At 57.5% G+C, this 24,555-nt stretch carries 20 protein-coding genes, 1 tRNA gene and 1 pseudogene; 13 read left to right on the plus strand and 9 right to left on the minus strand.

The annotated features are described in order from the left end of the window. The first annotated feature begins 174 nt into the window (after window positions 1–174). From ABJP42_RS05225 to ABJP42_RS05235, 3 genes are all read left to right on the plus strand, one after another. The gene (locus tag ABJP42_RS05225) at window positions 175–969 is read left to right on the plus strand and encodes an RNA methyltransferase (protein WP_348338994.1); all 795 of its coding nucleotides are present in this window, start codon (window positions 175–177) and stop codon (window positions 967–969) included. An 84-nt stretch (window positions 970–1,053) separates the two neighbouring features. Beyond that, on the plus strand, window positions 1,054–2,202 hold the full coding sequence (ctaA, locus tag ABJP42_RS05230; protein WP_348338996.1) for a heme A synthase: 1,149 nt from the start codon (window positions 1,054–1,056) through the stop codon (window positions 2,200–2,202). Between the two features lie 3 nt (window positions 2,203–2,205). Further along, window positions 2,206–3,675, plus strand: coding sequence for a carboxypeptidase M32 (locus ABJP42_RS05235; protein ID WP_348338998.1), 1,470 nt, complete (start codon window positions 2,206–2,208; stop codon window positions 3,673–3,675). A 75-nt stretch (window positions 3,676–3,750) separates the two neighbouring features. Here the strand turns inward: ABJP42_RS05235 and ABJP42_RS05240 are convergent, their stop codons facing one another. Further along, the gene (locus ABJP42_RS05240) at window positions 3,751–4,101 is read right to left on the minus strand and encodes a DUF6614 family protein (RefSeq protein ID WP_348339000.1); all 351 of its coding nucleotides are present in this window, start codon (window positions 4,099–4,101) and stop codon (window positions 3,751–3,753) included. Between the two features lie 165 nt (window positions 4,102–4,266). On the opposite strand from ABJP42_RS05240, the gene ABJP42_RS05245 reads away from it, so the two are divergent. Further along, window positions 4,267–5,910, plus strand: a complete 1,644-nt coding sequence (locus tag ABJP42_RS05245) for a DUF4034 domain-containing protein (protein WP_348339002.1) — start codon at window positions 4,267–4,269, stop codon at window positions 5,908–5,910. A gap of 30 nt (window positions 5,911–5,940) precedes the next feature. On the opposite strand, the gene gyrA is transcribed toward ABJP42_RS05245, so the two are convergent. Next, a complete protein-coding gene (gene gyrA, locus ABJP42_RS05250) occupies window positions 5,941–8,691 on the minus strand; it encodes a DNA gyrase subunit A (protein ID WP_348339004.1) in 2,751 nt (916 codons plus the stop codon). A 193-nt stretch (window positions 8,692–8,884) separates the two neighbouring features. Here gyrA and ABJP42_RS05255 point away from each other — a divergent pair, with 193 nt between their 5' ends. After that, on the plus strand, window positions 8,885–9,154 hold the full coding sequence (locus ABJP42_RS05255; RefSeq protein WP_348339006.1) for an usg protein: 270 nt from the start codon (window positions 8,885–8,887) through the stop codon (window positions 9,152–9,154). Window positions 9,155–9,189: 35 nt separating this feature from the next. On the opposite strand, the gene ABJP42_RS05260 is transcribed toward ABJP42_RS05255, so the two are convergent. After that, window positions 9,190–10,143 (minus strand): radical SAM protein, encoded by a 954-nt coding sequence (locus tag ABJP42_RS05260; RefSeq protein ID WP_348339008.1) that lies wholly within the window; start codon window positions 10,141–10,143, stop codon window positions 9,190–9,192. Window positions 10,144–10,289: 146 nt separating this feature from the next. Here ABJP42_RS05260 and zwf point away from each other — a divergent pair, with 146 nt between their 5' ends. Both zwf and pgl read left to right on the plus strand, forming a co-directional pair. After that, on the plus strand, window positions 10,290–11,765 hold the full coding sequence (zwf, locus tag ABJP42_RS05265) for a glucose-6-phosphate dehydrogenase (protein ID WP_348339009.1): 1,476 nt from the start codon (window positions 10,290–10,292) through the stop codon (window positions 11,763–11,765). Beyond that, window positions 11,762–12,433, plus strand: a complete 672-nt coding sequence (pgl, locus tag ABJP42_RS05270) for a 6-phosphogluconolactonase (protein WP_348339011.1) — start codon at window positions 11,762–11,764, stop codon at window positions 12,431–12,433. The genes zwf and pgl overlap by 4 nt, the downstream gene beginning before the upstream one ends. Before the next feature lie 41 nt (window positions 12,434–12,474). Here pgl and ABJP42_RS05275 read toward each other — a convergent pair whose 3' ends face one another. After that, window positions 12,475–12,954, minus strand: a complete 480-nt coding sequence (locus ABJP42_RS05275) for an acyl-CoA thioesterase (RefSeq protein ID WP_348339013.1) — start codon at window positions 12,952–12,954, stop codon at window positions 12,475–12,477. A gap of 107 nt (window positions 12,955–13,061) precedes the next feature. Beyond that, complete coding sequence (locus ABJP42_RS05280) at window positions 13,062–14,147, minus strand: helix-turn-helix transcriptional regulator (RefSeq protein WP_348339015.1); 1,086 nt, start codon at window positions 14,145–14,147, stop codon at window positions 13,062–13,064. 196 nt (window positions 14,148–14,343) lie between these two features. Here ABJP42_RS05280 and ABJP42_RS05285 point away from each other — a divergent pair, with 196 nt between their 5' ends. From ABJP42_RS05285 to ABJP42_RS05300, 4 genes and pseudogenes are all read left to right on the plus strand, one after another. Then, a complete protein-coding gene (locus tag ABJP42_RS05285; protein ID WP_348339017.1) occupies window positions 14,344–14,709 on the plus strand; it encodes a hypothetical protein in 366 nt (121 codons plus the stop codon). Window positions 14,710–14,757: 48 nt separating this feature from the next. Further along, window positions 14,758–14,991 (plus strand): hypothetical protein, encoded by a 234-nt coding sequence (locus ABJP42_RS05290; protein ID WP_348339019.1) that lies wholly within the window; start codon window positions 14,758–14,760, stop codon window positions 14,989–14,991. 4 nt (window positions 14,992–14,995) lie between these two features. Next, window positions 14,996–16,474, plus strand: a complete 1,479-nt coding sequence (locus ABJP42_RS05295) for a vWA domain-containing protein (protein WP_348339021.1) — start codon at window positions 14,996–14,998, stop codon at window positions 16,472–16,474. Window positions 16,475–16,896: 422 nt separating this feature from the next. After that, window positions 16,897–17,755: pseudogene (locus tag ABJP42_RS05300) on the plus strand (transposase). 258 nt (window positions 17,756–18,013) lie between these two features. On the opposite strand, the gene ABJP42_RS05305 reads toward ABJP42_RS05300, so the two are convergent. Both ABJP42_RS05305 and ABJP42_RS05310 read right to left on the minus strand, forming a co-directional pair. Further along, a complete protein-coding gene (locus ABJP42_RS05305; protein ID WP_348339023.1) occupies window positions 18,014–18,718 on the minus strand; it encodes a hypothetical protein in 705 nt (234 codons plus the stop codon). A 360-nt stretch (window positions 18,719–19,078) separates the two neighbouring features. After that, window positions 19,079–19,152 (minus strand) — tRNA-Gly (locus ABJP42_RS05310). 40 nt (window positions 19,153–19,192) lie between these two features. On the opposite strand from ABJP42_RS05310, the gene ABJP42_RS05315 reads away from it, so the two are divergent. After that, on the plus strand, window positions 19,193–19,471 hold the full coding sequence (locus ABJP42_RS05315) for a hypothetical protein (RefSeq protein ID WP_348339025.1): 279 nt from the start codon (window positions 19,193–19,195) through the stop codon (window positions 19,469–19,471). A 62-nt stretch (window positions 19,472–19,533) separates the two neighbouring features. Here ABJP42_RS05315 and ABJP42_RS05320 read toward each other — a convergent pair whose 3' ends face one another. After that, complete coding sequence (locus ABJP42_RS05320; RefSeq protein ID WP_348339027.1) at window positions 19,534–21,573, minus strand: ASKHA domain-containing protein; 2,040 nt, start codon at window positions 21,571–21,573, stop codon at window positions 19,534–19,536. Window positions 21,574–21,669: 96 nt separating this feature from the next. Beyond that, window positions 21,670–22,854 (minus strand): CaiB/BaiF CoA transferase family protein, encoded by a 1,185-nt coding sequence (locus tag ABJP42_RS05325; protein ID WP_348339029.1) that lies wholly within the window; start codon window positions 22,852–22,854, stop codon window positions 21,670–21,672. Window positions 22,855–23,068: 214 nt separating this feature from the next. Between ABJP42_RS05325 and guaB the strand changes: the two genes are divergently transcribed. Continuing rightward, window positions 23,069–24,517: an IMP dehydrogenase gene (gene guaB / locus ABJP42_RS05330; protein WP_348339031.1), complete on the plus strand. Its 1,449-nt coding sequence runs from the start codon at window positions 23,069–23,071 to the stop codon at window positions 24,515–24,517. Window positions 24,518–24,555: the final 38 nt, after the last annotated feature.

Below are 24,555 nucleotides of genomic sequence, written 5' to 3' on the forward strand. Positions count from 1 at the left end.
CTGTTCACGTGAAGCCCGGGTTTTAGCGGATTTATGGCCAAGCGCAAGGTTTTGCCCCGTCCGCTCTGGCTGAATTCCACTGCGGATCGGGGGGATCTTGCGGCAAAACCCGGCTTTGGCTTGCTCATCGGTGGTGTGACGACTACAGCAGGGCGGTATTTTGCGGAGAGAAAGATGCCAAGCGACACACCCCAACCTGCCTTTGTTCTGGTTCGCCCGCAGATGGGTGAAAATGTCGGTGCAGCGGCCCGCGCTATGTGGAACTTTGGTCTCGACCGGATGCGCATCGTCGCCCCCCGTGACGGCTGGCCAAACCCAAAGGCAGTCGCCATGGCCTCGGGGGCGGGGCGGTTGCTGGACGAGGCGGTGCTGGCTCAGGACCTGCCGGAGGCGCTGGAAGATTGCACCTTTGTTTTTGCCACCACGGCGCGCCCGCGTGAGCTGGTCAAGCCGGTCTATAGCCCCGAAGCAGCTATGAAACTGGCGCATGAGAAAATTCAGGCAGGTGAAAAGGTCGCGGTTTTGTTCGGGCCGGAACGCGCCGGGCTGGAGAATGACGATATTGCTCGGGCCAATGCCATCATCTCGGTGCCGGTGAACCCGGAGTTCGCCTCGCTGAACCTTGGCCAATGTGTGTTGCTGACGGCCTATGAATGGCAACGCCAGACGCAAGAGGTCGCAGAACAGGTCACCGAGCTTGGCAAAACAGATTGGGCGACCGGCAAGGATGTCGAAGCCCTGGTCAGCCACTATGAGGACCGGCTGGAAGAGGCCGGGTTCTTCTTTCCGTTGACCAAGGCGGCCGGCATGAAAGTGGTGTTTCGCAATATGTTCAGCCGGATGCCCCTGACCCGCGCCGATGTGCAGATGCTGCACGGGGTCATGCGGCAGATGGTGCGCTGGCGGCATAGCAAGGATACAGGTCCAGACGCAGAAACAAGCGACGGCGCTGGTTCGGAAGAAAAATGACAACTGACCCTGTCAAAGGCGCGGCTGCTCTGGACCTTCCGGGCCAGCCTGCCTAGCGTGGCGCCAGATCTAAAAGAGGCAAGCATGAGCAAGCGCAGCATTTTTGAAGAGGTCTCTGGCGACAAGGCAGAGGCGGCACCGGCGACCACCCCTGGCATGATTGACCGCGGACGCGGCGGCGCCCGGGGGGCTATCCGGGCCTGGTTGATGGTGCTTTTTGCCCTGGTAGTGGCGATGATCCTGGTGGGCGGGCTGACCCGGCTTACGGATTCTGGCCTCTCGATCACCGAATGGCGGCCCGTCACCGGCGCCGTTCCGCCTATGTCAGAGGTGGAATGGCAAGCCGAGTTCGACAAATACAAACAGATCGACCAGTGGCGGATTGAAAACCAGTGGATGGAGCTGGCTGATTTCAAATCGATTTATTGGTGGGAATGGGGACACCGGCAGCTTGGCCGGGTTATGGGGCTGATCTGGGCCCTTGGCTTTTTCGGCTTCCTGGTGACCAAAAAAATCCCAACCGGATGGGCCGGACGGCTGGCTCTGCCCGGAGTGCTTGGCGGCGTTCAGGGTGCCATCGGCTGGTGGATGGTTGCCTCGGGTGTCACCCAGGGCGAAGGCATGACTTCTGTGGCCTCTTACCGGTTGGCCACCCATCTTGGCCTGGCCTTTGTTATTCTGGGTTTCATTGCCTGGTACATCCTGCTGCTCGGACGCTCTGAACGGGATCTCATGCAGGCGCGTCGGGCCAAGGAAGCCAAGATCTTTGGTCTCTCCACGGGGCTCTTGCATTTTGCCTTTTTGCAAATCCTGCTGGGGGCCTTGGTGGCGGGCATTGATGCGGGGCGCTCCTATACCGACTGGCCCTTGATGGGCGGGCAGATTCTGCCGCCCAATGCGCTGATGCTGGAGCCTCTCTGGGCAAATTTCTTTGAAAACCCTGGCCTTGTTCAATTCATTCATCGGATCTGCGGCTATCTGCTGTTTGCCTTTGGCGTCGTTGTCTGGCTTAAAGGGCGCACCTCGGCACATCAGATGACCCGCAGCGCCTTTACCCTCGTCTTTGCAGTTTTATCGCTACAGATCCTGCTCGGCGTGATCACTGTGATCTATGCCGCCCCCTGGCAGGCTGCGATCCTGCACCAGCTGGTGGCCATAGGCCTTTGGGTGGCCATCCTTCGGGCGCGCTTTTTGGCGGGCTATCCCATTTCAACTTCGATTAAGGACCATTGATCCATGAGCATATTTGACACTTTGATGGCCTATGAACGCGACACCCAGGCGCTGGGACAGATCGCAGGTCGGCTGGGCTGGGATCAGGAAACCATGATGCCACGGGGTGCAGGCCCACAGCGTGGTGAAGAAATGGCCGCCATCGAGGCAGTGTTGCACGCGCGTCGCTCTGACCCAATGGTGGCAGAATGGCTGGAAGGCGCAGAGGCCCCAGATGAGGCCGGCGCCGCGCAACTGCGCGAGATCAAGCGCAGCTATGATCGCTCCGTCAAAGTGCCCGCCGATCTGGCCCGGCGATTGGCTCAGGTCACATCCGAAGCCCAGGGAAAATGGGCCGCAGCCCGCGCCGATGAAGATGTCGCGGCCTTCTTGCCGGTGCTGAAGGAAGTTGTTGGTCTCAAGCGCGAGGAGGGCCAGGCCCTTGCCGCCGGCGGTGATGTCTATGACGCTATGGTCGAAGACTACGAGCATGGCACCACAGCGGCTGAAATTGCAGCCACTTTTGAGGCCATGCGTCCCGGCTTGGTCGATCTGCGCGCCCGTGTGCTGGACAAGCCCGCGCCCAAGGCGCTGCAGGGCGGTTTTGCCGAGGGCGCGCAGATGAAGCTGACGCGCAAACTCGCCAAGGCCTTTGGCTATGACATGAGCCATGGCCGCGTAGACAAAGCAGTGCATCCCTTCAGCTCGGGCAGTGGCTTGGACGTCCGGATCACCACCCGGACCAGCGAGCATGACCCGTTCAACTGCTTTTACTCCACCATTCACGAGGTCGGCCATGCCGCCTATGAGCAGGGTATCAGCCGAGATTACCTGCTGACGCCGCTGGGGCGGGGCGTCTCCATGGGGGTGCATGAAAGCCAAAGCCGCATCTATGAAAACCAGATTGGCCGTGGGGCGGGCTTCACCAGCTGGCTTTTTGGGGAAATGCGCCAAAGCTTTGGCGATTTTGGCATTGAAAACGCAGAAGATTTCTACAAGGCGGTCAATACCGTCCATAAGGGCTATATTCGCACCGAAGCCGATGAGCTGCAGTACAACCTGCATATCATGCTGCGCTTTGATCTGGAGCGTGCCCTGATGGCTGGCGATCTGGAAGTCGCCGATCTGGAAACGGCCTGGAATGATCGGTTTGAGGCAGATTTTGGCTATGCGGTCGACAAGCCTTCCAATGGTTGCTTGCAGGATGTGCATTGGTCGGTTGGGCTGTTTGGTTATTTCCCCACCTATGCTTTGGGCAATGTCTATGCGGGCTGTCTGAACCAGAAAATGCGTGCAGATCTGCCAGGGCTGGAGACGGAATTTGCCAAAGGCAATACCGCCTCGGCCACCACTTGGCTGCGCCAAAACTTGCAGCAACACGGTGGGCTGCGCAGCCCGCAAGAGACCATCGCCTTGGCGGCTGGGGTTGCTCCAAGCCATGCGCCGCTGATGCACTACCTCGAAGAGAAATTCACCGGTCTGTACGACCTGTAAGACTGGCGCGTCTCAAACCAAAAAAGGCCGGGCAAATGCCTGGCCTTTTGTCATTCTTTTCTTGTGGGGTTCAGATCAGATCAGCGCCATGCGTTCTGCCCGCTCGGGATCGGGGAAGGGGCGGAACAGGCCAAATTCGGCATCTTTGATCAAGGCGTTCACATTGCGGTAAAGCCGAGCTACCTCTTCGTCGTCTTCTCCCAGCACCCGAAAGGCATCATCCAGCTGGCTGAGGTTTTTGAACTCGATTTCCAGCAGGAAATCCCGGCAGTTATCGCTTGCCAGGTTCAATTTGCGCCGCAGCAGGCGATGGCCCTGCACAACGCCACGTTCCTTCAGATAAGCCATCCATTGGTCAACAGCACCGGCAAAGGCCAGGGCCTTGGCTTCGTTGTGGAGATCGATAGCACAGTGATAAAGGTTCATTGCTTGGGTCCTGCCAAAAATGTGGGCGATTTGGAGCAAGAATAGGCAAAAAAGCCTTCGGTTACGTTAAAAATCCATTTCCATCTGAGTGTGATGACAAAATCCTGCTCTCCTTTAGGGGTGGCTGTCTTCCAAAACCATTTCCAACCTCTGAGAGACATTGACGTGAAAGCACTTTTAACTGCCGGACTTTTGTCTGTCTTGGCCTTTTCAGCCCTGGCGGACCCCGAACCACTAACCCGTAGCGAAATCCGAAAGCTTGCCTATGCGGGCGATCATGTCACGCTGGAACAAAGGCTCCAGGAAGAGCGGGATAGATCTTTAGAAGAACCAAAAGATTTTAGGACATTGCGTTGGTTAATGTACCCATTTCAGGTCTCTGACCCAAGGATGATTGCCTTTGTAGAAACATGGGTGGCTGAGCGGCCGCAGTCGGTCTATGCGCATACTGCAAGAAGTCGTTCACTTGACCGTCACGCCTGGGCAATTCGCGGGCCAGAAATTGCTCGCAATGTCCCTCCCATTGCCCTGTCCCTGCATAGCCGAATGACCGACGAGGCCTATGAACATGCGGTTACTGCGGTGGCAATGGATCCTGACTTTATTCCAGCGGTTGAGGCCTTGCTGAGCCAGGCTGCGAGCCGGCGCAATAAGGAAAAGGTCTTTCAGGTTCTGGAAGAGGTCATGGCCAATCATCCCAATTGGGAGACGCTATCAAAGGTCCGATCTCTTGCCCTGCCGGGATGGGGAGGGAGCTTGGAGCGGATTCAATACCTGTGCAGTACCTATGCCGAACAAATCCCTAGTGATGGCTTTGATCCGGTTTTCAGGTGTCGATACGAACTGACGATGATGGGCTTCCGTCGTCAAGCCTTGGATTGGTTGCTGGAAAACTTGCCGAAGGCCTCAGAAGATCCGGCTCTTGATCTGGTAAGGGTAGAACTGATCACCGACTTATACGTTGCTCAAACAAGAACTGTTGAAGAAATTGAATTTGCCCGAAAAACGATTTTGGAAAAGTCCGGTGCCAGCCTGAAACTGGCCAAGGCTTTTGATAATGCCTTCAGGTACCGTTTGGGCGGTGAATACTCACTGGTAGAGGAAGTCGCTGAAAAGCATTTCGAACTTGTGAAAGAGGAGCTCTTACATGACCCTTTCAACGCAGGTCTGTTGGATTTGGCTGACACATGGTTTTACAGACGTGAGCTGTTTTACAGACGTGAGCTGATCCCGGAAGAAAAGGCAGACCGTGACGCCTTTTTTGACAGGAGACAAGAACGTCATACAGATTTTGCCTTTCGGCAATTGGTCTTGGCTCCATATGGGGCTGCCAATTGGGGCAACTATGGCAACGTGGTTCAGGCAGGAGGCGGACCTACGGACATTTTTTCTGGAGATCCCTATTTCAACAATGCTGTGGTCTATGCCAGTCGTGGCAACCGGTATGACGCGATCTATTCCTTCCTGGCCAACAAAGGACTGCAGTGGAAGATAATCAAAAGCATTGAAGAACATCTCGATTCCGGCCCATGGCTCGACTATGTGCAAACCTTCGACCGGAGCGCCTTGCTGAATTGCCCATTTGTGCGCGGATATCTGATGTTGTCGGCCACCTGCGATCCACAGGCCCCAGAGAGCGGCATGTGTTCTCCTATGTACGAGGAAGCCTACAATGGATTGTTGGAGGTAGCGATGGCGGACGAAAACTGCGCCTACCTAAAACCTCAGTCCTTTGACGAACTGGATTTTGAACCCGTGGAGGTCGATCTGTCCTATAATCCGCAGGAGCATTGGCCGGCCGTTGAATAAGATCGGCCAATGCTTTGTTCAAAATGAAGATTACTCTTCGGTCGCCTCGTCCTCGTCACCGTTCTCGGCGATCCAGGCGACCGAAACCACCTCTTCGCCCTTGCCGGTGTTAAACACCCGGACCCCGCCAGCAGAGCGGGAGCGGAAAGAGATGCCAGCAACCGGCACCCGGATCGACTGGCCCTTGGAGGTCGCCAACATGATCTGATCACCCAGTTCAACCGGGAAGGTGGCGACAATCTCGCCACCTTTCATCGCGCCCACACCCTGGCCGCCACGGCCGCTCACCCGGTAATCATGTGCCGAGGTCAGATTGCCGACGCCGGGCTTGTTGATGGTGACAAGCAGGTCATTGGCCGCCAGCATTTCCTGGTAGCGTTCTTCACCCAGTGCACCTTCCACCAGTTCGCCTTCGACCTCATCAGGCGAGGCCTCTGCTGCCTCGTCCTCAGTGGTGTCGCTGCCAAATTCCGAGCGGAACCGCTTGATAAAGGCAGTCCGTTCCCAGGGTTCGGCGTCAAAATGGCGGATCACCGACATCGAGACAACCTCAGCATCATCACCAAGCTTGATGCCGCGTACCCCAACCGAATTGCGGCTATTGAAAACCCGCACATCCGTGGTGGGGAAGCGAATGGCGCGGCCCATGCTGGTGACCAGCATCACATCATCCTCTTCGGAACAGATGCGGGCATTGATCAGTTTGGTCTCAGCATGTTCGTCTTCGAATTTCATCGCGATCTTGCCGTTGGATTTCACATTGGTGAAGTCCGACAGGCGGTTACGGCGCACTGTCCCGGCAGAGGTGGCAAAGACGATCTGCAGATCGGCCCATTCATCATCCGGGCGGTCTACCGGCATGATGGCAGCGATCGACACGCCCACAGGGATCGGCAGGATATTGACGATAGCCTTGCCCTTGCCCGTACGGCTGGACTGCGGCAGGCGCCAGGTCTTGAGCTTGTAGACCATGCCATCAGTGGTGAAAAACAGCAGCTGGGTATGGGTATTGGCGACAAAGAGGTTGGTGACAACATCCTCTTCCTTGGTCTGCATCCCCGAGATGCCCTTGCCACCGCGTTTTTGCGCCCGGAAATCGGCCAGTGGTGTACGTTTGATATAGCCGCCGGATGTTACGGTGACGACCATGTCTTCCCGTTCGATCAGGTCTTCGTCATCCATGTCGCCAGACCAGTCGACGATCTCGGTGCGACGGGGCACGGCAAACTGTTCGCGCACTTCGCGCAGCTCGTCGCAGATGATGCCCATGATCCGCTCACGCGAGGACAGGATCTCAAGGTATTCCTTGATTTTACCGGCGAGTTCTTCCAGCTCATCCGTGACTTCCTTGACGCCAATCTGGGTCAGGCGCTGCAGCCGCAGCTCCAGAATGGCGCGGGCCTGGGTTTCCGACAGGTTATAGGTGCCATCGTCATTGGCAGTATGGGTCGGATCATCGATCAGCGCGATGTATTCCAGGATCGGCTGGGCCGGCCAGCGCCGGGTCATCAGCTTTTCACGGGCCTCCGAGGCATCAGCGGATTGGCGGATGGTGGTGACGATCTCGTCGATATTGGTGACTGCCACGGCCAAGCCACACAACACATGGCTGCGTTCGCGGGCCTTGCGCAGCAGGTAGGCGGTGCGCCGCGCCACCACATCTTCGCGGAAATCAATGAAGGAGGTCAGGAAACGGCGCAGCGTCAGCTGTTCTGGACGGCCACCATTCAGCGCTAGCATGTTGCAGCCAAAATAGGTTTGCATCGGCGTAAAGCGGAACAGCTGGTTCAACACCACTTCGGGTGTGGCATCGCGCTTTAGCTCGACCACGACGCGCACGCCGTTGCGATCCGATTCATCCTGCACATGGGCGACGCCTTCGATCTTTTTGTCGCGTACCTGTTCGGCGATTTTTTCGATCATTGCGGCCTTGTTGACCTGATAGGGGATCTCATCCACCACAATGGCATAGCGATCCTTGCGGATCTCTTCGACGCGGGTCTTTGACCGGATGATGACGCTGCCGCGCCCTTCGAGATAGGCTTTGCGGGCACCAGTTCGGCCCAGCATGATGGCGCCGGTCGGGAAATCGGGGCCCGGCACATATTCGATCAGCTGTTCGCTGGTCAGATCGGGCTCATCAATCAGAGCCAGGGTAGCGTCGATCACTTCACCGAGGTTATGGGGCGGGATATTGGTGGCCATGCCAACAGCAATACCGCCGGCGCCATTGACCAGCATATTGGGGAAACGGGCAGGGAGCACGGTGGGCTCTTTGTCCTTGCCATCGTAGTTGTCCTGAAAATCGACGGTTTCTTTTTCGATATCCGACAACATGAAGGCGGCTGGCTTGTCCATGCGGACTTCGGTGTAACGCATCGCCGCTGGGTTATCGCCATCCATCGAGCCAAAGTTGCCCTGGCCATCCAGCAGCGGCAGCGACATGGAGAAATCCTGCGCCATCCGCACCAGGGCGTCATAGATCGCACTGTCGCCATGGGGGTGGTATTTACCCATGACATCGCCAACGGGGCGGGCGGATTTGCGATAGCTCTTGTCATGGCTATTGCCGGTCTCATGCATTGCATAGAGAATACGGCGGTGCACCGGTTTCAACCCATCGCGCAGGTCGGGAATGGCCCGGCTGACGATGACGGACATTGCATAGTCCAGATAGGAGGTCTTCATTTCCGCTTCGATGGAGATCGTTGGGCCATCATAAGTGGAACGCTGAGGAAGGTTTTCTTCGGCGTTGTCAGGAGTTTCCGGCGTATCTGTCACGTTGGCTGCCCGTTCTTTTCTATGGGTCTATATCTTGTGGAAGCACCCTATCAGAACCCGCATATAAGGCGCAAGCAAGCTGCCACTTTTGCACAGGTTTCCTGGGCAGAAATCCCGGTTTTCTGGGGATTTGGCAGGGATTAACCTATTTGGCCTAGTGTTTTTACTGGGGGGCTCTCAAAAGGAGGCCACAATGGAGATGAGTAGCACTGAAATGATGCTGAAGGGCTATGGGCTCACCACTGCCGAGTTCACCTATCACATGCCCGATTACACACATGTTTTGAACACCTATATTTGGCAGGACTACGATCTGGCGCCGGACCACGCGAAGCTGTTTGAATTTGTCGAATTCTGGCAGCGCGAGCTGGACGGGCCGCTGCATTCAGTGCGCTTTACCCATCGCAAGATGATTGGCCCTGGTGAGTGGCGCAATGTCAAAGGTATCTTGAACCTGCACTAAGTCCTAACGCGCCGAGGCCTTGTTTTCACGGAAGGTCAGGCGGAGCAGCTGGCGCCGCCCAGCACGCAGAACTTGGCGCAATGGGCATGGTTCAGCTGCACCGGAGCCTCGGCTTCGGCCAGGGTCTCGCCCAGTTCGAATTCTTCGGAATAGGGCAGCAGCGTACAGGCCAGCACCACGGGGGCTTCGGCACCCTTGCGTTTGACCACCATCCGCGAGGAGGAACACATCACGTCATTTGGGGATTTATCCAGGATCCCCCAACAGGCAGTGGTGATCTCCGGCACTTCGACGCTCTCATCCATTTCCGGAAACAGCACTGTAGCGCCTGGGTTCAGCGCATCGATGTCAAGGCCGTGTTCCTGATAGAGCGCGGCAAAACCGGCCCGGCTTTCCGCGTCGCTTTCGCCCCAAAGGCTACGTCCTGCAACGGCCATCTTGATCCCCGCATCCCGCAGCCAGATCATCCCTTCGATGCTCTTGTCAAAGCTGCCCGCACCGCGTTCAGCATCGTGATGCGCAGCGGTAAAATGATCGAGGGAGACCCGCAGGGTCATCTTGCCGGGGTAGGCGGCCTCAAGCTCTTGCAAGCCTGCCCGCATAGATTTACGCATCATCGGCCGCATGGCATTGGTCAGGATCAACACCTCATAGCCCCGCGCCAGCGCGGCACGGGTCATAGCGATCATCTCGGGGTTCATGAAGGGTTCGCCCCCGGTAAAGGCAATTTCGCGTATAGGCCAATCCTGCTCTGTGATCTGGTCCAGATACTGGCTGACCTCAGATTCCGTCAGATAGACCAGCGCATCATTGGTGGGCGAGCTGAGGATATAGCAGTTCTCACATTCGATATTGCACAGTGTACCAGTGTTGAACCACAGGGTTTCGGGATTTGTTAGCGCTACGGAAGCGCGCTCAGAGCCGTCCGCTGTCACAAGACTGTCTTTGAATTTTCCGATATTAGCTTCTGGAACAGGTAGATCTTTCACGCTTAAGCACTCTCGGACAGTTTCTTTCGTCAGAAGCTAGCTTATAAAGGTGGAAAATGAAAAGCCGCCACAGGTCTTTATGACGGGGAAGTGATGCCGATCTGGCCAAAGAGGGCTGGGCGTCGCAGGGAATTGGGAAGAACAACATGGTATCTCGCGTCATTCCAGTCGAGCCCTTCGATCTGGTGGTTTTTGGAGCGACCGGTGATCTGGCCCAGCGCAAGATCCTACCGGCCCTGTTTCGCCGCTATTGTGCAGGTCAAATTCCCACCGGAACCCGCATAATAGGCGCCGCACGTTCTGCTCATAGCCCGGATGAATACCGTATTAACCTCGCGCAAAGCCTGGAAAAGAACCTGACAGCCAGCACCTTTGACCCGAAAGATCTGGCAAAGTTCCTGGAACTTGTTTCCTATGTGCCGCTGGATGGCAGTGGCGAGACGGGCTGGTCCACACTATGTGAGGCGCTCTCGGGTGCGGGTACTGACCGGGTACAGGTCTTCTATTTCTCAGTGGGGCCCGGACTGTTTGGCCCCCTGGCAGAGCGGCTGCACAGCTATGGGCTGACCAATGGTGCCACTCGGATCGTAGTGGAGAAACCCTTTGGCCATGATCTCGAAACGGCCCGCGAGCTGAACCGGACCCTGGCCAGCCACTTTGACGAGGGGCAGATCTATCGGATTGATCACTACCTGGGCAAAGAGACAGTGCAGAACCTGATGGCGGTGCGCTTTGGCAATATGCTGTTTGAGCCGCTGTGGAACAGTCAGTATGTGGATCACATTCAGATCACCGTGGCGGAAACGGTCGGCGTTTTGGGGCGCGAAGACTACTATGAGCGTTCTGGCGCCATGCGTGATATGATGCAGAACCATCTGATGCAGCTCCTTTGTCTTATCGCCATGGAACCCCCGGCCAAATTTGATCCCGATGCGGTGCGCGATGAAAAGCTGAAAGTCATTCGCGCATTGGACCCGGTGGAGCCCTATCACATCGTGCGCGGCCAATATGCGCCGGCCTCCGGTGCTGTCGGGCGCGATCTGAACTACCGAGAAACCGTTCGGAATCAACGTACAAGAACTGAAAGCTACATCGCCCTGAAGGCCCATATCAGCAATTGGCGCTGGGCCGGTACGCCCTTCTACCTGCGCACAGGCAAGCGACTGAAGGCGCGTTCTTCGGTGATCAATGTGATGTTCAAGGATGCGCCGCACTCGATCTTTGGCGAAGAGGCCGGCCGCCATGCCAACCACCTCAAAATCCGCCTGCAGCCCAACGAAGGCATCACCCTCAGCGTGACCATCAAGGAACCCGGCCCCGGAGGTATGCGGCTGATGGACGTACCGCTGGATATGAGCTTTGCCGAGGCGCTGGGCCCCAAGGGCGGCGATCCGGCAGATGCCTATGAGCGGCTGATCATGGATGTGGTGCGGGGCAACCAGACCCTGTTTATGCGCGGCGACGAGGTCGAGGCCGCCTGGGCCTGGACCGATCCCATTATTGCCGATTGGGAGGCGCGCGGAGATGTGCCAAAACCCTATGAAAGTGGCAGCACCGGACCCGGTGATGCCGATCTGCTGCTGCGCCGAGACACGCGTGAATGGAGAGGGATAAACCCATGAACTTCAACGAATACCCTGACCGGGAGATGTTGGCCATTGAGGTCGCCAGCGAGATCGCAAAGGATCTGGAGATGCATCTTTTGCACCACGATCAGGCCTCGCTTGCGGTGGCTGGCGGGACTTCTCCTGCGCCTGTTTTTGACGATCTCTGCGCCGCAGATGTAGCCTGGGATCGGGTGCATGTCATGGCCACGGATGAACGTTGGGTACCGATGGAAAGCGAACGGTCCAACGCGCGGCTCATTCGCGAGCGTTTGTTGACTGACCGGGCCGCAGCGGCGCAGTTTTTGCCCTTCCACGTTCCGGCCCGCGACCCCGAAGAGGTACTGGCCGAGATTGAGGCACAGATCATCCCCGATCTGCCGCTCTCGGTTGTTTTGCTGGGAATGGGCGAAGACATGCACACGGCCTCGCTGTTTCCGGGCGTGGAGGGGCTGGCGCAGGCGCTGGCCTCTGACGCGCCGGTGCTTTGCGTGATGCGGCCCGGCAGCCAGCCTGAACCACGGGTCAGCCTGTCGGCACCCGTCCTGAATGGCGCCCTGTCAAAACATCTGGTGATCTATGGTGATGCCAAGAAAAAAGCCTTGGACCGTGCCCTGTCTCTGCCACCAGAGCAGGCGCCAGTTCAGGCGGTTCTGTCTGAGATTACAGTCCACTGGGCACCATAGCTGAGCCAAGACAAGCCGAAGAGTTATCCGTGGCTGAAGGTCTAACCGCTTGCAGCTGTGGCGCCGTCTTGAGACATAAACTGCTGCTTCAGCGCCTTGGGTAGTGGATAGCCAGCACTGCCGTCCGGGGTGCGAAGCACCATCACGGCCTCTAACGTGGCACGGAGCCCATCGGACCAGATCTGCTGTTCCATCACATAGGATGTGTTGCGGAATGTCAGCACCCGCGCTGTGGTAATATAGGGCTCGTCCAGAACCATCTCGCGGATGTAATGCACATTGGCATTGCGCAGCACAGAGCGCGGAGCCGGCAACCCGGCAAAATGCGGTGCGCAGAGCTGATCAAAATAGGAGACCCGCGCGGTTTCGAACCAGCCCAGATAGGCTTTGTTGTTCACGTGGCGCAGAATATCCAGCTCCGAAAACCGCACCCGGTCGGCCAGGGCCATCGGCTTGGGCTGGTCCAGCCCCTGAGCCAGCTGTTCTTTCGCTGAGAGTGGGGTGAGATAACGCAGTTCCATCTGTCCCGACTACCCTTTGCGCCGACCAAAAGGCAAGTGGATAGGGGCAAGGGATTGAGCCTGCATTTGACACAGCCCTTGCCCCTGTGGGCGGGCGGCCCGGAGATCTAGAGCAACGGACCCATTGCGCGCAGCCTTTCTGCGGCCTGGGTGCGGTTATGAACACCGCATTTTTGCAGGATGCGCTCCACATGCCTGCGGGCAGTATGCGGGCTGATCCCCAGGTCGCGGGCTACTTCCTTGTCTGTCTTGCCATCACACAGCAGCAGCGCGACATCCCGCTCGCGTTTGGTCAGGGGGTCAGGCAGCGCCTGGGGGCTGCGCTGAATGTCGAGTGTCACCAGACAGGCCAGATCGCTGTAGAGCTGCGGCACAATCATGCCCTGAAGCCTGACCTGGCAGGTCGACAGCTCCAGCCGCGCCTCAGTAGAAGCAGGTTTGCTTGCCATTGCGGTGTCGCGCCGGGTCTGGCCGATAATGCCTTTGGCCAGTTTGATCGCCGCCGCATGGGTTTTTTCCAGCTCTGGCAGGGTGCTGAGCTGCTCTGTGAAACGATCCGACCGGTGCAAGATCCGGCCGCGATGATCAATAAACAGGGCAGGGGATTGGTGCCGGGCCACGGTCTGGTGCCAGTCCTGGTTGAACCGGGAAAGCTCTGCCCGCAGCTGATGCCCGGCAGCAAAGGCCGGGGCAAGGAAGCTGAGCCAGGCCAGGGCCTCGCTGTCTTCGGCGGGCATCTCGTTATGTCCGTAGCCTGCAATCAGCATGGCTTCGCCCCGTGAAAGAGGGGCAGAGATCGCCATCTGTCTGTCGATCCGGTTCGGCGCCAGCGCCGCGTGATGGACCTCGGTTTCTTCACGAGCTTCGCGGTCAAACAGCGGCCCATCATGAAAGGCTCCGGTGCCGGCGCTGCGAATGGTCCGGTGCAGGAAGGAAGCATAGGGATCGGTAAAGGTCGAATGGCCCGCGCTGTCGAAGCCCGTAAACAGGGCTTGGATCCCGTCCGAGAGCTGCGCCCCCATGGCCTGGCTGGTTACCTCGATCCCATCAGAGCTGTGACAGGGGGCAACCTGGTACAACCGGTCAGTTTTCAAAAGGTTTTCCAAGACCTGCACCGCGGGCAGGCAATCCCAAAACGGGTCGGGCCCCAATAGCGCAGTTTGGACGGTGTTGAGACGAAAAATGTCGTTCATTTGGGTACCAATTAACTAGGGCAAATGCCCTACAGACAGGTTGTAATGTCAGGTCTAGGCAGGTGTTATGCAACATTAATTTTTGAGGTTATTCATGCGTTCTATCGAATGTGTCTCTACGCGTGCCTGGGCGTTGTCTTTGTTTTCACGGCATTCTTTTGGGAAATTTGCCAATAGGGCTGCCCATTCTTTTCCAGTGACCTTCCTGATTTTGAGCGGTGCATTTTTTGTGCCAGCCCAGGGGGCTGCAGCGGAGGCCTGCAAGATCCACACGGATATCAGCCATGTCTATGCGGTGCGCGAACGCTCTGTTCCTTTGTCAGAATACAAAAGCGCGGATTACCCGCCTGTCTTCATTCGGGCCGCCTCTGGCACGGTGCTGTGCGAAGAAGAGGTCGAGAATATCCGTTTCCTTTGTCAGGTTAGCGGCAAGGGCGAGATTTTTGTCGAAGGCGGCGATACTGCGGCGCGGGTCATCGAATTCAAGACCGAGGTTCCCGGCTTGGCCCATATCTACCCCTCCGGAGATATCAGTTGCGGTGCGGCCTCGGATTTCAACTGATCTGGCCTCAATGCTGCAAGTCATATATTTACCCAAAAGGATCACATGATGGAAAAGTTGATTGTCGCCAGTATTATGGCCGTTTCATTTTTGGCGCAGACCGCACTGGCCTCAGAACAGGCGATGCCTGACTGCGAAAAGCTCAAAGCGGTCTATTTGGAGATCGCAAAACGTGCGGGCGAGGTCCTGAGCGAGGCCGAAGCCCATGCTGCGGTCTATAGCGCGGCCCCAACCAATGAGGATTGCAAGATTGCCCTGCAGCTCTTCCCGCGGATGGATTGATGCCATGCTGAAATCTTTTGCAACGGCGGCCTTTGCCTGTCTGGCCGCACCGCTTTGCGCCCAGGATGCCACAATCATTGTTCTGGATGCCTCGGGGTCCATGTGGGGGCAGATCGACGGGCAGAATAAAATCGTCATCGCCCGCGATGTGGTGCGTGATGTGTTGCAGCGCTCGGATGCGGAGCGTTCGATCGGATTGATGGCCTATGGCCACAATCGGCGCGGCGATTGCAGCGATATTGAAATGTTGGTGCCCCCAGGGGCGGGCCAGGCCGCTACTGTGAGTGGCGCTGTGGACGCCATCACCCCGCGCGGCAAGACCCCACTGAGTGAGGCGGTCCGTCAGGCCGCCACTGCGCTGCGCCACAGCGAGCAGCGGGCGACCGTGGTTCTGGTGACGGACGGGGTGGAAACCTGCAGGGCGGACCCCTGTGACCTGGCGCGGGAGCTTGAACAGACAGGTGTCGATTTCACCACTCATGTGGTGGGCTTTGGCCTTGGTCGCGAGCAGGGCGCCGGGGTCTCCTGTTTGGCCACAGAAACCGGCGGCCAGTATTTTGAGGCCAGCAATAGGGCTGAGCTCGCGACGGCTTTGTTTCAGACCATGGCAACAGCTGCGCCTGAACCACAGGTAGAACCTGAGCCAGCCAAAGTTGCACCCAAACACAATCTGCATATCAATGTTCAGATCACTGCGGACGACCCGCCGCTGGAACCTGGGCAAATTCACCGCCTCGACCTGCGCCTGATCCGGCAATCGGATGGGAAGGAAACCCGTCTGGGCGGCAATCCTGCGCAGTCGCGCTCCATTGAGCCAGGAGACTACCGGCTTTGGGCCAAATACGAGGGGGGGCAGGCTGAAATGCCAGTGGAGGTGCGCGAATTTGACGTCGCCCATGCAACACTGGCCCTAGGCGCGGGGCTGGTGGATATCCAGGCGACACTGGCGTCACAGGAGTTCGAAGTATCTTCCGGAAAAATCAGCTGGCAAGTCAAGGATCTGGCGACCAACAAGCGGCTTGATCTGTTTGCCCCCCGCTACAACGGCGTGCTGGGGGCTGGTCGCTATCACATCATGCCGGTCCTGGATCGCAATCCAAAAATGTCCGATCAAAAGCTTGAGGTCGAAATCAACGCAGGAGAGTTGCATGCGGCAGAGGTGGTCTTTCCCCACGGGCGTTTGATGGTGCAGCCTCAGAGCGAGGATGGCTCTCCCTTGTCCCATGGTGCCTTGCGCATTGGTCTTTGGGGCATAAAGCCGGATGGCAGCGCTGATCGGGTCCTGGCCTATAAGGCCGGAGCCAAAGATCCGATCTATGCCCTGCCTGGGAAGTATATTCTGGCGCTGGAAGACTGGGGGCCCGGCAAACCCGCCAAGCGGGAGTTGCGCCAAGTGATCGAACTGTCACCGGGGCAGGCTTTAGACATTCGGGCGGTGATGCCCTCCGATCCAGAATTGCCGATCCAACTGATGCAAAAGTGACATCCAGGCCTTCGGGGAATGCCCCGGAGGTTGCCATAGGTTTGCAGAAACGCTAGAAAAATAGGGGCTTACAGGGCGAAGTAGCGGTGATTTCGACCGAAAAGGATGCCTATATGAAGTAAGCTCCTGTGTGGTGCTGGCAACTTTTGTGCGCAACAATTTGAGTGCCAGAAGCCTCATCCGCTCTTCTGGGCAGCCAACTTGTTGCCTTGTAGAAAACTTGTTCCTCTGAGATTCACGACTTTCCTTTTTCCAGGTGAAGGGCTTTATGCGTAGCAAAAGCAACCAGAAAAAGTGTCTCCTACCGTCAATAGCAATAAGAACGGACAGTGAAGCTGCATATGTGAACTAGTTGAAAGGGCTTTGTTGCACAAAACGCCTGCAGGGATCTACTGTATGAATCCAGCGTGATAGCTTAAGGTGTGAGCAGCTGGGCACCCACGAAATACAAGACCAAGAACTGGTCGTCTTACAATGACGGTTTGAAACGGCGCGGTTCGCTATCGGTTTGGTTTGACCCCCAAATGAGTTGGACGCCACCGCCAAGCGGCAAGCGCGGTCGGCAACAGCAATTCAGTGATGCCGCCATTCAGACTTGTCTGACGTTGAAGGTCCTGTTTGGCATGCCGCTTCGCCAGATCGAGCCGCGGGAACGCCACTGGTCCGAGTGACCATGGCGTGGTGGGTTCGTTCAGAGCTTGCTACGGTCGGCCGGGCTGGATAGGGCTGCGCCAGATTTCAGCACTTTATGTCGAAGCCAGAAGAGACTGAACGTGAGCCTGCCTTATCGTGGCTCCAGGGGCCCACTGAACCTCCTCGTCGACAGCACGGGGATCAAGGACGAAGGTGAAGGCCCCCTCTCATGCATGTAAACATGCACTGCCGGGCAGTGGACGGGACATATGACACGCGCAAATGCCATGAGGCGATTGCGGCGCGGGATGCCCTTGCGCTCACCATTGTGCTCGAACCAATGGCGAGAGCATGGGCTCGCTCCCGCCGCGCAAGAATGCCAAACCCTGGAAGCCGACGAGTGTCGGAGCAATTGCGCGTAACGACGCGATCAATGCACAACGATGTTTGGGCCGGACACTTTGACGGCGTTGGAGCGGATATCACCGCCGGAGTTGCGTCGAAACCAAAATGCACTGTATGAAACTGCTGGGCCAATCCTTGATGGCAAGGGACTTCGATAGGCAGGTCGCAGAGATTCAGGTCCGTTTCGTCGTACTCAACCGTTGCACCGCTCTTGGTATACCCGTCACTGAGCCAGCAGGCTAAATCCGTCTGGGGTAAGGGGAAGCTTACCCTCAGGTCTATTTGTGCAACAAAGTCTCTAAGGCGCTACTTCACCATCTTTACTAACCTCACCACATCTTTTATTTTCAATAGGTTAGATGTAAAGAATCTGGTGAGGTATTGGTGAGCTTAGTGAAGCGTTCTTTGAGGTTTTGCGCCGTTTTCCTTATTCCTTCCCCGCCGGACAGCGGCGGGGGCCGCTTGGTCTTCCCTCTCTTTGTCCGTTTTAGTGAGAGCGGCTCACCAGCTTAACGGGGGGGGCGGGAATGAAATTGAAGCACGGGCGGCCTCAAAACTTTGGTCGTTTCCTGTCAGTTCAGTCCAGGTGCTCCAGACCTCGGCCAGGTGGCCAAATTCCTTGTTTGCGGTCTGGGCCGCCAAGCCGTCCACCTCTATGCGGTTGGACCACCATGTCCGAAACCGCAGGGCATCGGCGCGGCGTTTGGGCAGAACCCACCGGCGTTTCTGTGCCTTTGATTTCCTCAGGTGGCGGGTTTTGGTCAGTTCAAAGTATTTGTTCAAGACAACGGAAAGGTTGGGCAAAACATTTGGCACGGTGCCCAGAATTGCCTTGATCACCGCCGGGTTTTCAATCGGCGTGCCTTCATTCTTTGGTTTTTGAACATCCTTTACGCGCTCCAAAACCTCATCCATGGGGGCTTCCAGCAGGGTGCTTTGAAAGCCCCGGACCTGGGCCAGTCTTTGTGCCATGTCGAAATGGGCGCGGGCAGATCCACCATGGCCCATGGCCAATGCTCCACATTCGGCCATGCGGGCCACCTCAACCTGGGCGGCCTTGGCCTGTGCTTCCACCTTGCTGTCTGTATGAAGCGCCTGGCGCAGTTGGGTTGCGGACTTGCCGTCTTTGCCGACTACGAGGCCCGCAAAGCGCTTGGGAACGCGTTTGACCCAGTAGGAGCGGCCGCGATCATTTACGATACCCATGCGACCACCCTAGCAGAATAGTCTTGATGGCCTCGCCAGATGAAACGAAGCTTCAAATGGAGCCAGTAGTAGCTGAAAACCAGCAGAACAATTCCTAGTCCGAAACTCAGCCGCCGCCGCCAGCGCGGCGGTCTTTTTGGTTCATTTGATTGTTGATCTCTGTCCTCAACACCCTGGCCCTTTTACAGAAAAACTGAGCGTCGGATTCCCTTCCCAAATGCATCACTACACAACCGTTTGGTGAGGGATTTGTTGCTGGAAATGTTGCGGGATTGGTTGGGGTAGTCAAATCACGGTTGTTTTAAGTATCTGAACCCAAAAACATATTGAATTCCGTGATGCGTTCTGAGGGGGCGATCTTGGAGCGGGTAACGAGAATCGAACTCGTAACTAAAGCTTGGGAAGCTGCCGTGATACCTTTTCACCATACCCGCCGCACAGCCGTTGGTATCCAATGGTGGTGGGGAGGTCAATATGGTGAAAGTGGGTTTTCAACTCCAGGTTCGGGCGTTTGAAAAGAAGCCAGGTTTTTTGGCGCATACCCTGGGGCCGTGTCAGCCGAAAGTAAAAGAATGCCAGGTGAATTTGGGCTCAAACTGGTCGGTGTCGGTGACGGTGTTGCAACGGGGAAAGCCAAAGCCGCACTATTCTTTGAATTCCCCGCAAGTTGCCTCCACAAGACACAGCGAATGTTCTCTCATTCAATGCGACTTCATTGTCCGTGACTACGAAGCAGACAATCAAGTTACGTGACATGCCAAATCCGCAAAAGCCTTTGGAAATTCTAGCATGTCATGTTCCATCAAATTTTTGCCCTAGCCGCGACGTCTGCGACGACGGCCTCCTGCCGCCCCGTCGCCGCCGGTGTTGAAGTTGATCTCGGGCAGGGTGATGATCGAGGCCAGAATGGGAAAGGGTTCGGCCGAGTTGGGGATTGCAGAGGCGTTGACAAAATGCTCCTGGAACCGCGGTTCTACTGCGGTCTCGATCTTTTCAATGCGACGAACGGTTTCTTCGATCTCTCCGCGCGCCTCTGTGTTCAGAAGGGCGATGCGGGCACCAGTGCCGGCGGCATTGCCCGCACTGGTGACCTTGTCGATTGGGCAATCCGGGATCATGCCGAGCACCATGGCGTGTTTGGCAGAGATATGCGCACCAAAGGCACCGGCCAGCACCACGCGGTCCACGGTGTCGACGCCAAACTTGTCCATCAACAACCGGGCACCGGAGTAAAGCGCCGCCTTAGCCATCTGGATGGCGCGGATATCCGGGTTGGTAATGGTGATCTTGGGGCCGCCCTCGGCGGAGCCATCCCAGACCAGATAGGCATTGGTGCGGCCATCGGCAATGCAACGGGGCGTGCCGGTCTGCTCGGCGGAACCGATCAGGCCAGAGGCGTCCAGAACACCGGCCATCCGCATCTCTGCAATGGCTTCGATAATACCAGAGCCACAGATACCAGTGATGCCAGTGGTGGCGATGGCAGCGTCAAAACCCTCTTCGTCCGACCAAATCTCGGAGCCGATGACGCGGAATCGGGGTTCCTTGGTCACTGGGTTGATTTCAAGCCGTTCAATAGCGCCGGGGGCGGCACGCTGGCCACTGGAGATCTGCGCGCCTTCAAAGGCAGGGCCGGTAGGAGAAGAACAGGCCAGAACCTTGTTTTTATCGCCCAGCAGGATCTCTGCATTGGTGCCTACATCCACCACCAGAACCAGGTCTTCGGATTTATCCGGCGCTTCCGATAGGGCCACAGCTGCGGCATCAGCGCCAACATGGCCAGCGATACAGGGCAGCAGATAGACCCGGGCTGCCGGGTGGATATTGAGGTCCAGTTCAGAGGCGTGCAGCGCCAGTGCATTTGAGGTTGCTAGGGCAAAGGGCGCTTGCCCAAGTTCAAACGGATCAATGCCAAGGAACAGATGGTGCATCACCGGGTTGCAGACAAAGACTGCGTCCACAATCAAGTTCTGGTCAATCTCAGATTCGCCAGCGATCTGGGTAAAGAGCGCATTCATGCCCTCGCGCACGGCACGGGTCATTTCCTGATCGCCGCCCTTGTTCATCATTGAATAGGACACCCTGCTCATCAGATCTTCGCCAAAACGGATCTGCGGGTTCATGATACCGGAAGAGGCGACAACCTCACCGCTTTTCAAATCACACAGATGCGCCGCGATGGTGGTCGATCCCAGATCAACCGCCAGCCCATAGAGAGTGCCCTCATAGTAGCCAGGCCAGATATGCATGATCCGGGCCGGCGTGGTCGCGTCGCCCAGATGCACGGCCACGGTGACCTTCCACTGGCCCTTGCGCAGAATGGGTTGCATCTGTTGCAGGATATGCAGGTCGGCCTGGACGTTTTTCAGATCCCACTGGATTGCAAGCGCCTCAATGAGCCGTTCCATATCGCCCGAGGGTTTATGCATGTCGGGTTCTTCAACCTCAACATAGAACAGCCGGGTCGATGGGTTCATGGTGATATCGCGGGCCTCGGCGCGTTTCCGAACCACCTGCCGGTGCACCTGGCTTTCGGGGGGGACGTCAATCACCACATCGCCCTGCACCTGGGCCTGACAGCCCAGGCGACGGCCGTCGATCAAGCCGCGCTTGTCCTTGTAGCGCTGTTCAACCTTGTTCCACTCGGTCAGGGCGTCATCGGCAACGGTGACACCGTGTTTGGAAAATTCACCATAGGACGGTGTGATCTGGCATTTGGAGCAGATGCCGCGCCCACCACAGACTGAATCCAGATCAACACCCAGCTGCCGGGCCGCCGTCAACACCGGCGTGCCAAGGGGGAAATGCCCGCGTTTGCCGGATGGCGTAAAAATGACGAGAGGATCGCTGCTCATGTGAAGGCACCCCGTGGATTCATGTATTCAGCCGGACCATAGGGGGTTGGCCGGGTAATCAAAAGTCGCAGAACGCCACAATCTGGCCCAGTGGCGTCATTTTGTTGCGCGCTCGGCCTGGTCCAGCCAGTCCAGAATGGCCTGACGGTTGCCATCCAGACGCGGCGCCGGGCCGCGGGTTTTGGGATCTTCCAGGCCCGACAGCTTGATCGGGTTGCCTGCCGCCACATAGGCCGGGGCGCCGCTTTCATCCAGCACATCCACTACCATATTGCGGGCCAGGATCTGCTGGTCCTGCAAGACCTGTGCAACATCCTGGATCGGCCCGGTGGGAATGCCGGCCTGGGTCAGGCGGTCGATCCAATAGGCAGCGGGTCGGTCGATAGTCACCGCCTCGATCAGGCGTTTTAACAGCCGCGCATTGTCACATCGAGTGGGGTTGCTGGCAAAACGCGGATCCTCGGCAATCGGCAATTCCAATGCAGCGCACAATTGTGCAAAAAGCCCATCATTTCCTGCCGCTATGACAAAAAGCCCATCCTCAGCATGGAAGGTCTCAAAGGGGGTGATCGATGGGTGCCGTGCGCCAGAGGGACGCGGCGGTTCGCCGGTGGTGGAGGTAATGGCAATGGCATGTTCCAACAGAGCCAACTGGCTGTCGAGCATGGCAATATCGACCTTTTGCCCCAGTCCGGAGTTTTGCACCTCCAGCAGGGCCGCCAAAACCCCCTGAGCGAGGAACATGCCAGCGGCAATATCGCCAATGGAGGCACCAACGCGCACCGGATCCCGGCCGCGCTCACCGGTGATCGACATCACTCCACCACGGGCCTGAACCACCATATCATAGGCGGGGCGCTGCGAGTCCGGGCCGGTGTGGCCAAAGCCGGAAACAGCCCCGTAGATCAGCCTGGGGAACTGTTCATGCAGCGCCTCCCAACCATAGCCCATACGCTCCATCACCCCGGGACGGTAGTTCTCCAACATGACATCCGCCTGTGACAAAAGCCGTTCAAAAACAACCCGGTCCTCGGGGGACTTCAGGTCCAGTGCGATGCTTTCTTTGCCATGGTTGATGGCTGCAAAATAGGCGCTGTCCTCCCCCTTGAAGGGCGGGAAGGCGCGGGTGTCGTCGCCGCTGCCGGGGCGTTCCACCTTGATCACGCGCGCGCCAAGATCCGCCAGCGTCATCGAGGCATAGGGACCGGCCAGCACATGGGTCAGGTCGACAATGGTGAGGCCGGACAATGGGCCCGAGGAAGAGGGTTGAGACGCCGCCATGGGGTGCTCCTAAAGGTCTGTTCGCAATAGGTCTTGGCATAACGGCTGGGAGTAAAACAACTTTGACCTAGATCAGCCAAAACCAGAAACAGGGTCAAGCCAAAGCAGGTAAGAAAATGCTGCGTTGCAGGATTTCTTGGAACCTGCTCTTTTCACTCCTCCTCTTCTGTGCAATAGGGTCACCGTCAAACGGGGTTTTGCATAGGGGTAGCAAATGCAGATTCGTGAGGCACTCACCTTTGATGATGTTCTACTGGTTCCAGGCGCGTCTGACGTCCTGCCCAGCACAGCGGATACACGCACGCGTGTGACGCGCAGTATCGATCTGAATATTCCGCTGATGAGCTCGGCGATGGATACCGTGACCGAGGCCCGCATGGCCATTGCCATGGCCCAGGCCGGCGGCATGGGTGTGATCCACAAAAACTTGGATGCAGATGAGCAGGCCAAACAGGTGCGCCGGGTCAAACGCTTTGAAAGCGGTATCGTCTATAACCCAATTACCCTGTTGGCCAGCCAGACCCTGGCCGATGCCAAGGCGCTGCAGGAACGCTACCGCGTCACTGGTTTTCCGGTGGTGGATGAAGAGGGCCGGGTCGTCGGCATCGTCACCAATCGCGATATGCGCTTTGCCAGCGATGACGATACCCCGGTTTCGGTGATGATGACCTCGGACAATCTGGCGATGCTGCAAGAGCCCGCCGATCTGGATGAGGCCAAATCGATGATGCGCGCCCGTCGCATCGAAAAGCTGCTGGTCACCGATGGCGAGGGCAAGCTGACCGGGTTGTTGACCCTGAAAGACACCGAACAGGCGGTGCTGAACCCAACCGCCTGCAAGGATGAGCTGGGCCGTTTGCGGGTTGCGGCTGCCAGCTCGGTTGGTGATAGCGGTTTTGCCCGCTCGGAACAGCTGATTGACGCCGGCGTGGATATTGTGGTGGTCGATACTGCCCATGGCCACTCTGCTGGCGTGCTGGAAGCAGTGAAGCGGATCAAGGCGCAATACCCCAATGTGCAGGTCATTGCCGGCAATGTCGCCACTGGCGCTGCCACATCCGCACTGATTGATGCGGGCGCGGATGCCATCAAGGTTGGCATCGGGCCAGGCTCGATCTGTACCACGCGAATGGTGGCCGGTGTGGGTGTGCCACAGCTAACCGCAATCATGGACTGCGCCGCTGCCGCCGGGGACACCCCGGTTATTGCCGATGGTGGCATCAAGTTTTCTGGCGATTTTGCCAAGGCCATCGCTGCCGGTGCCTCCTGCGCCATGGTGGGCTCGATGATCGCCGGCACTGATGAAAGCCCCGGAGAGGTAATCCTCTATCAGGGCCGTTCGTTCAAATCCTATCGTGGCATGGGCTCATTGGGGGCGATGGCGCGGGGCTCGGCGGATCGTTACTTCCAAAAGGACGCCGCCAGCGACAAGCTGGTGCCGGAGGGCATCGAAGGGCAGGTGCCTTACAAAGGCACTGCCAATGCGGTGATCCACCAGCTGGTTGGCGGCTTGCGCGCCGCCATGGGCTATACCGGCAGCGCCACCGTTGCGGCGATGCGCAAGGACTGTTCCTTTGTGCGTATCACCGGTGCGGGCCTGAAGGAAAGCCATGTGCATGACGTTCAGATCACACGTGAAAGCCCGAACTACCGTATCGGCTAATAAGATTGGAAAGATGACGATGACCCTTTGTAGCTTTG

It is taken from the genome of Pseudophaeobacter sp. (assembly GCF_039971195.1).
Lineage (GTDB): Bacteria > Pseudomonadota > Alphaproteobacteria > Rhodobacterales > Rhodobacteraceae > Pseudophaeobacter.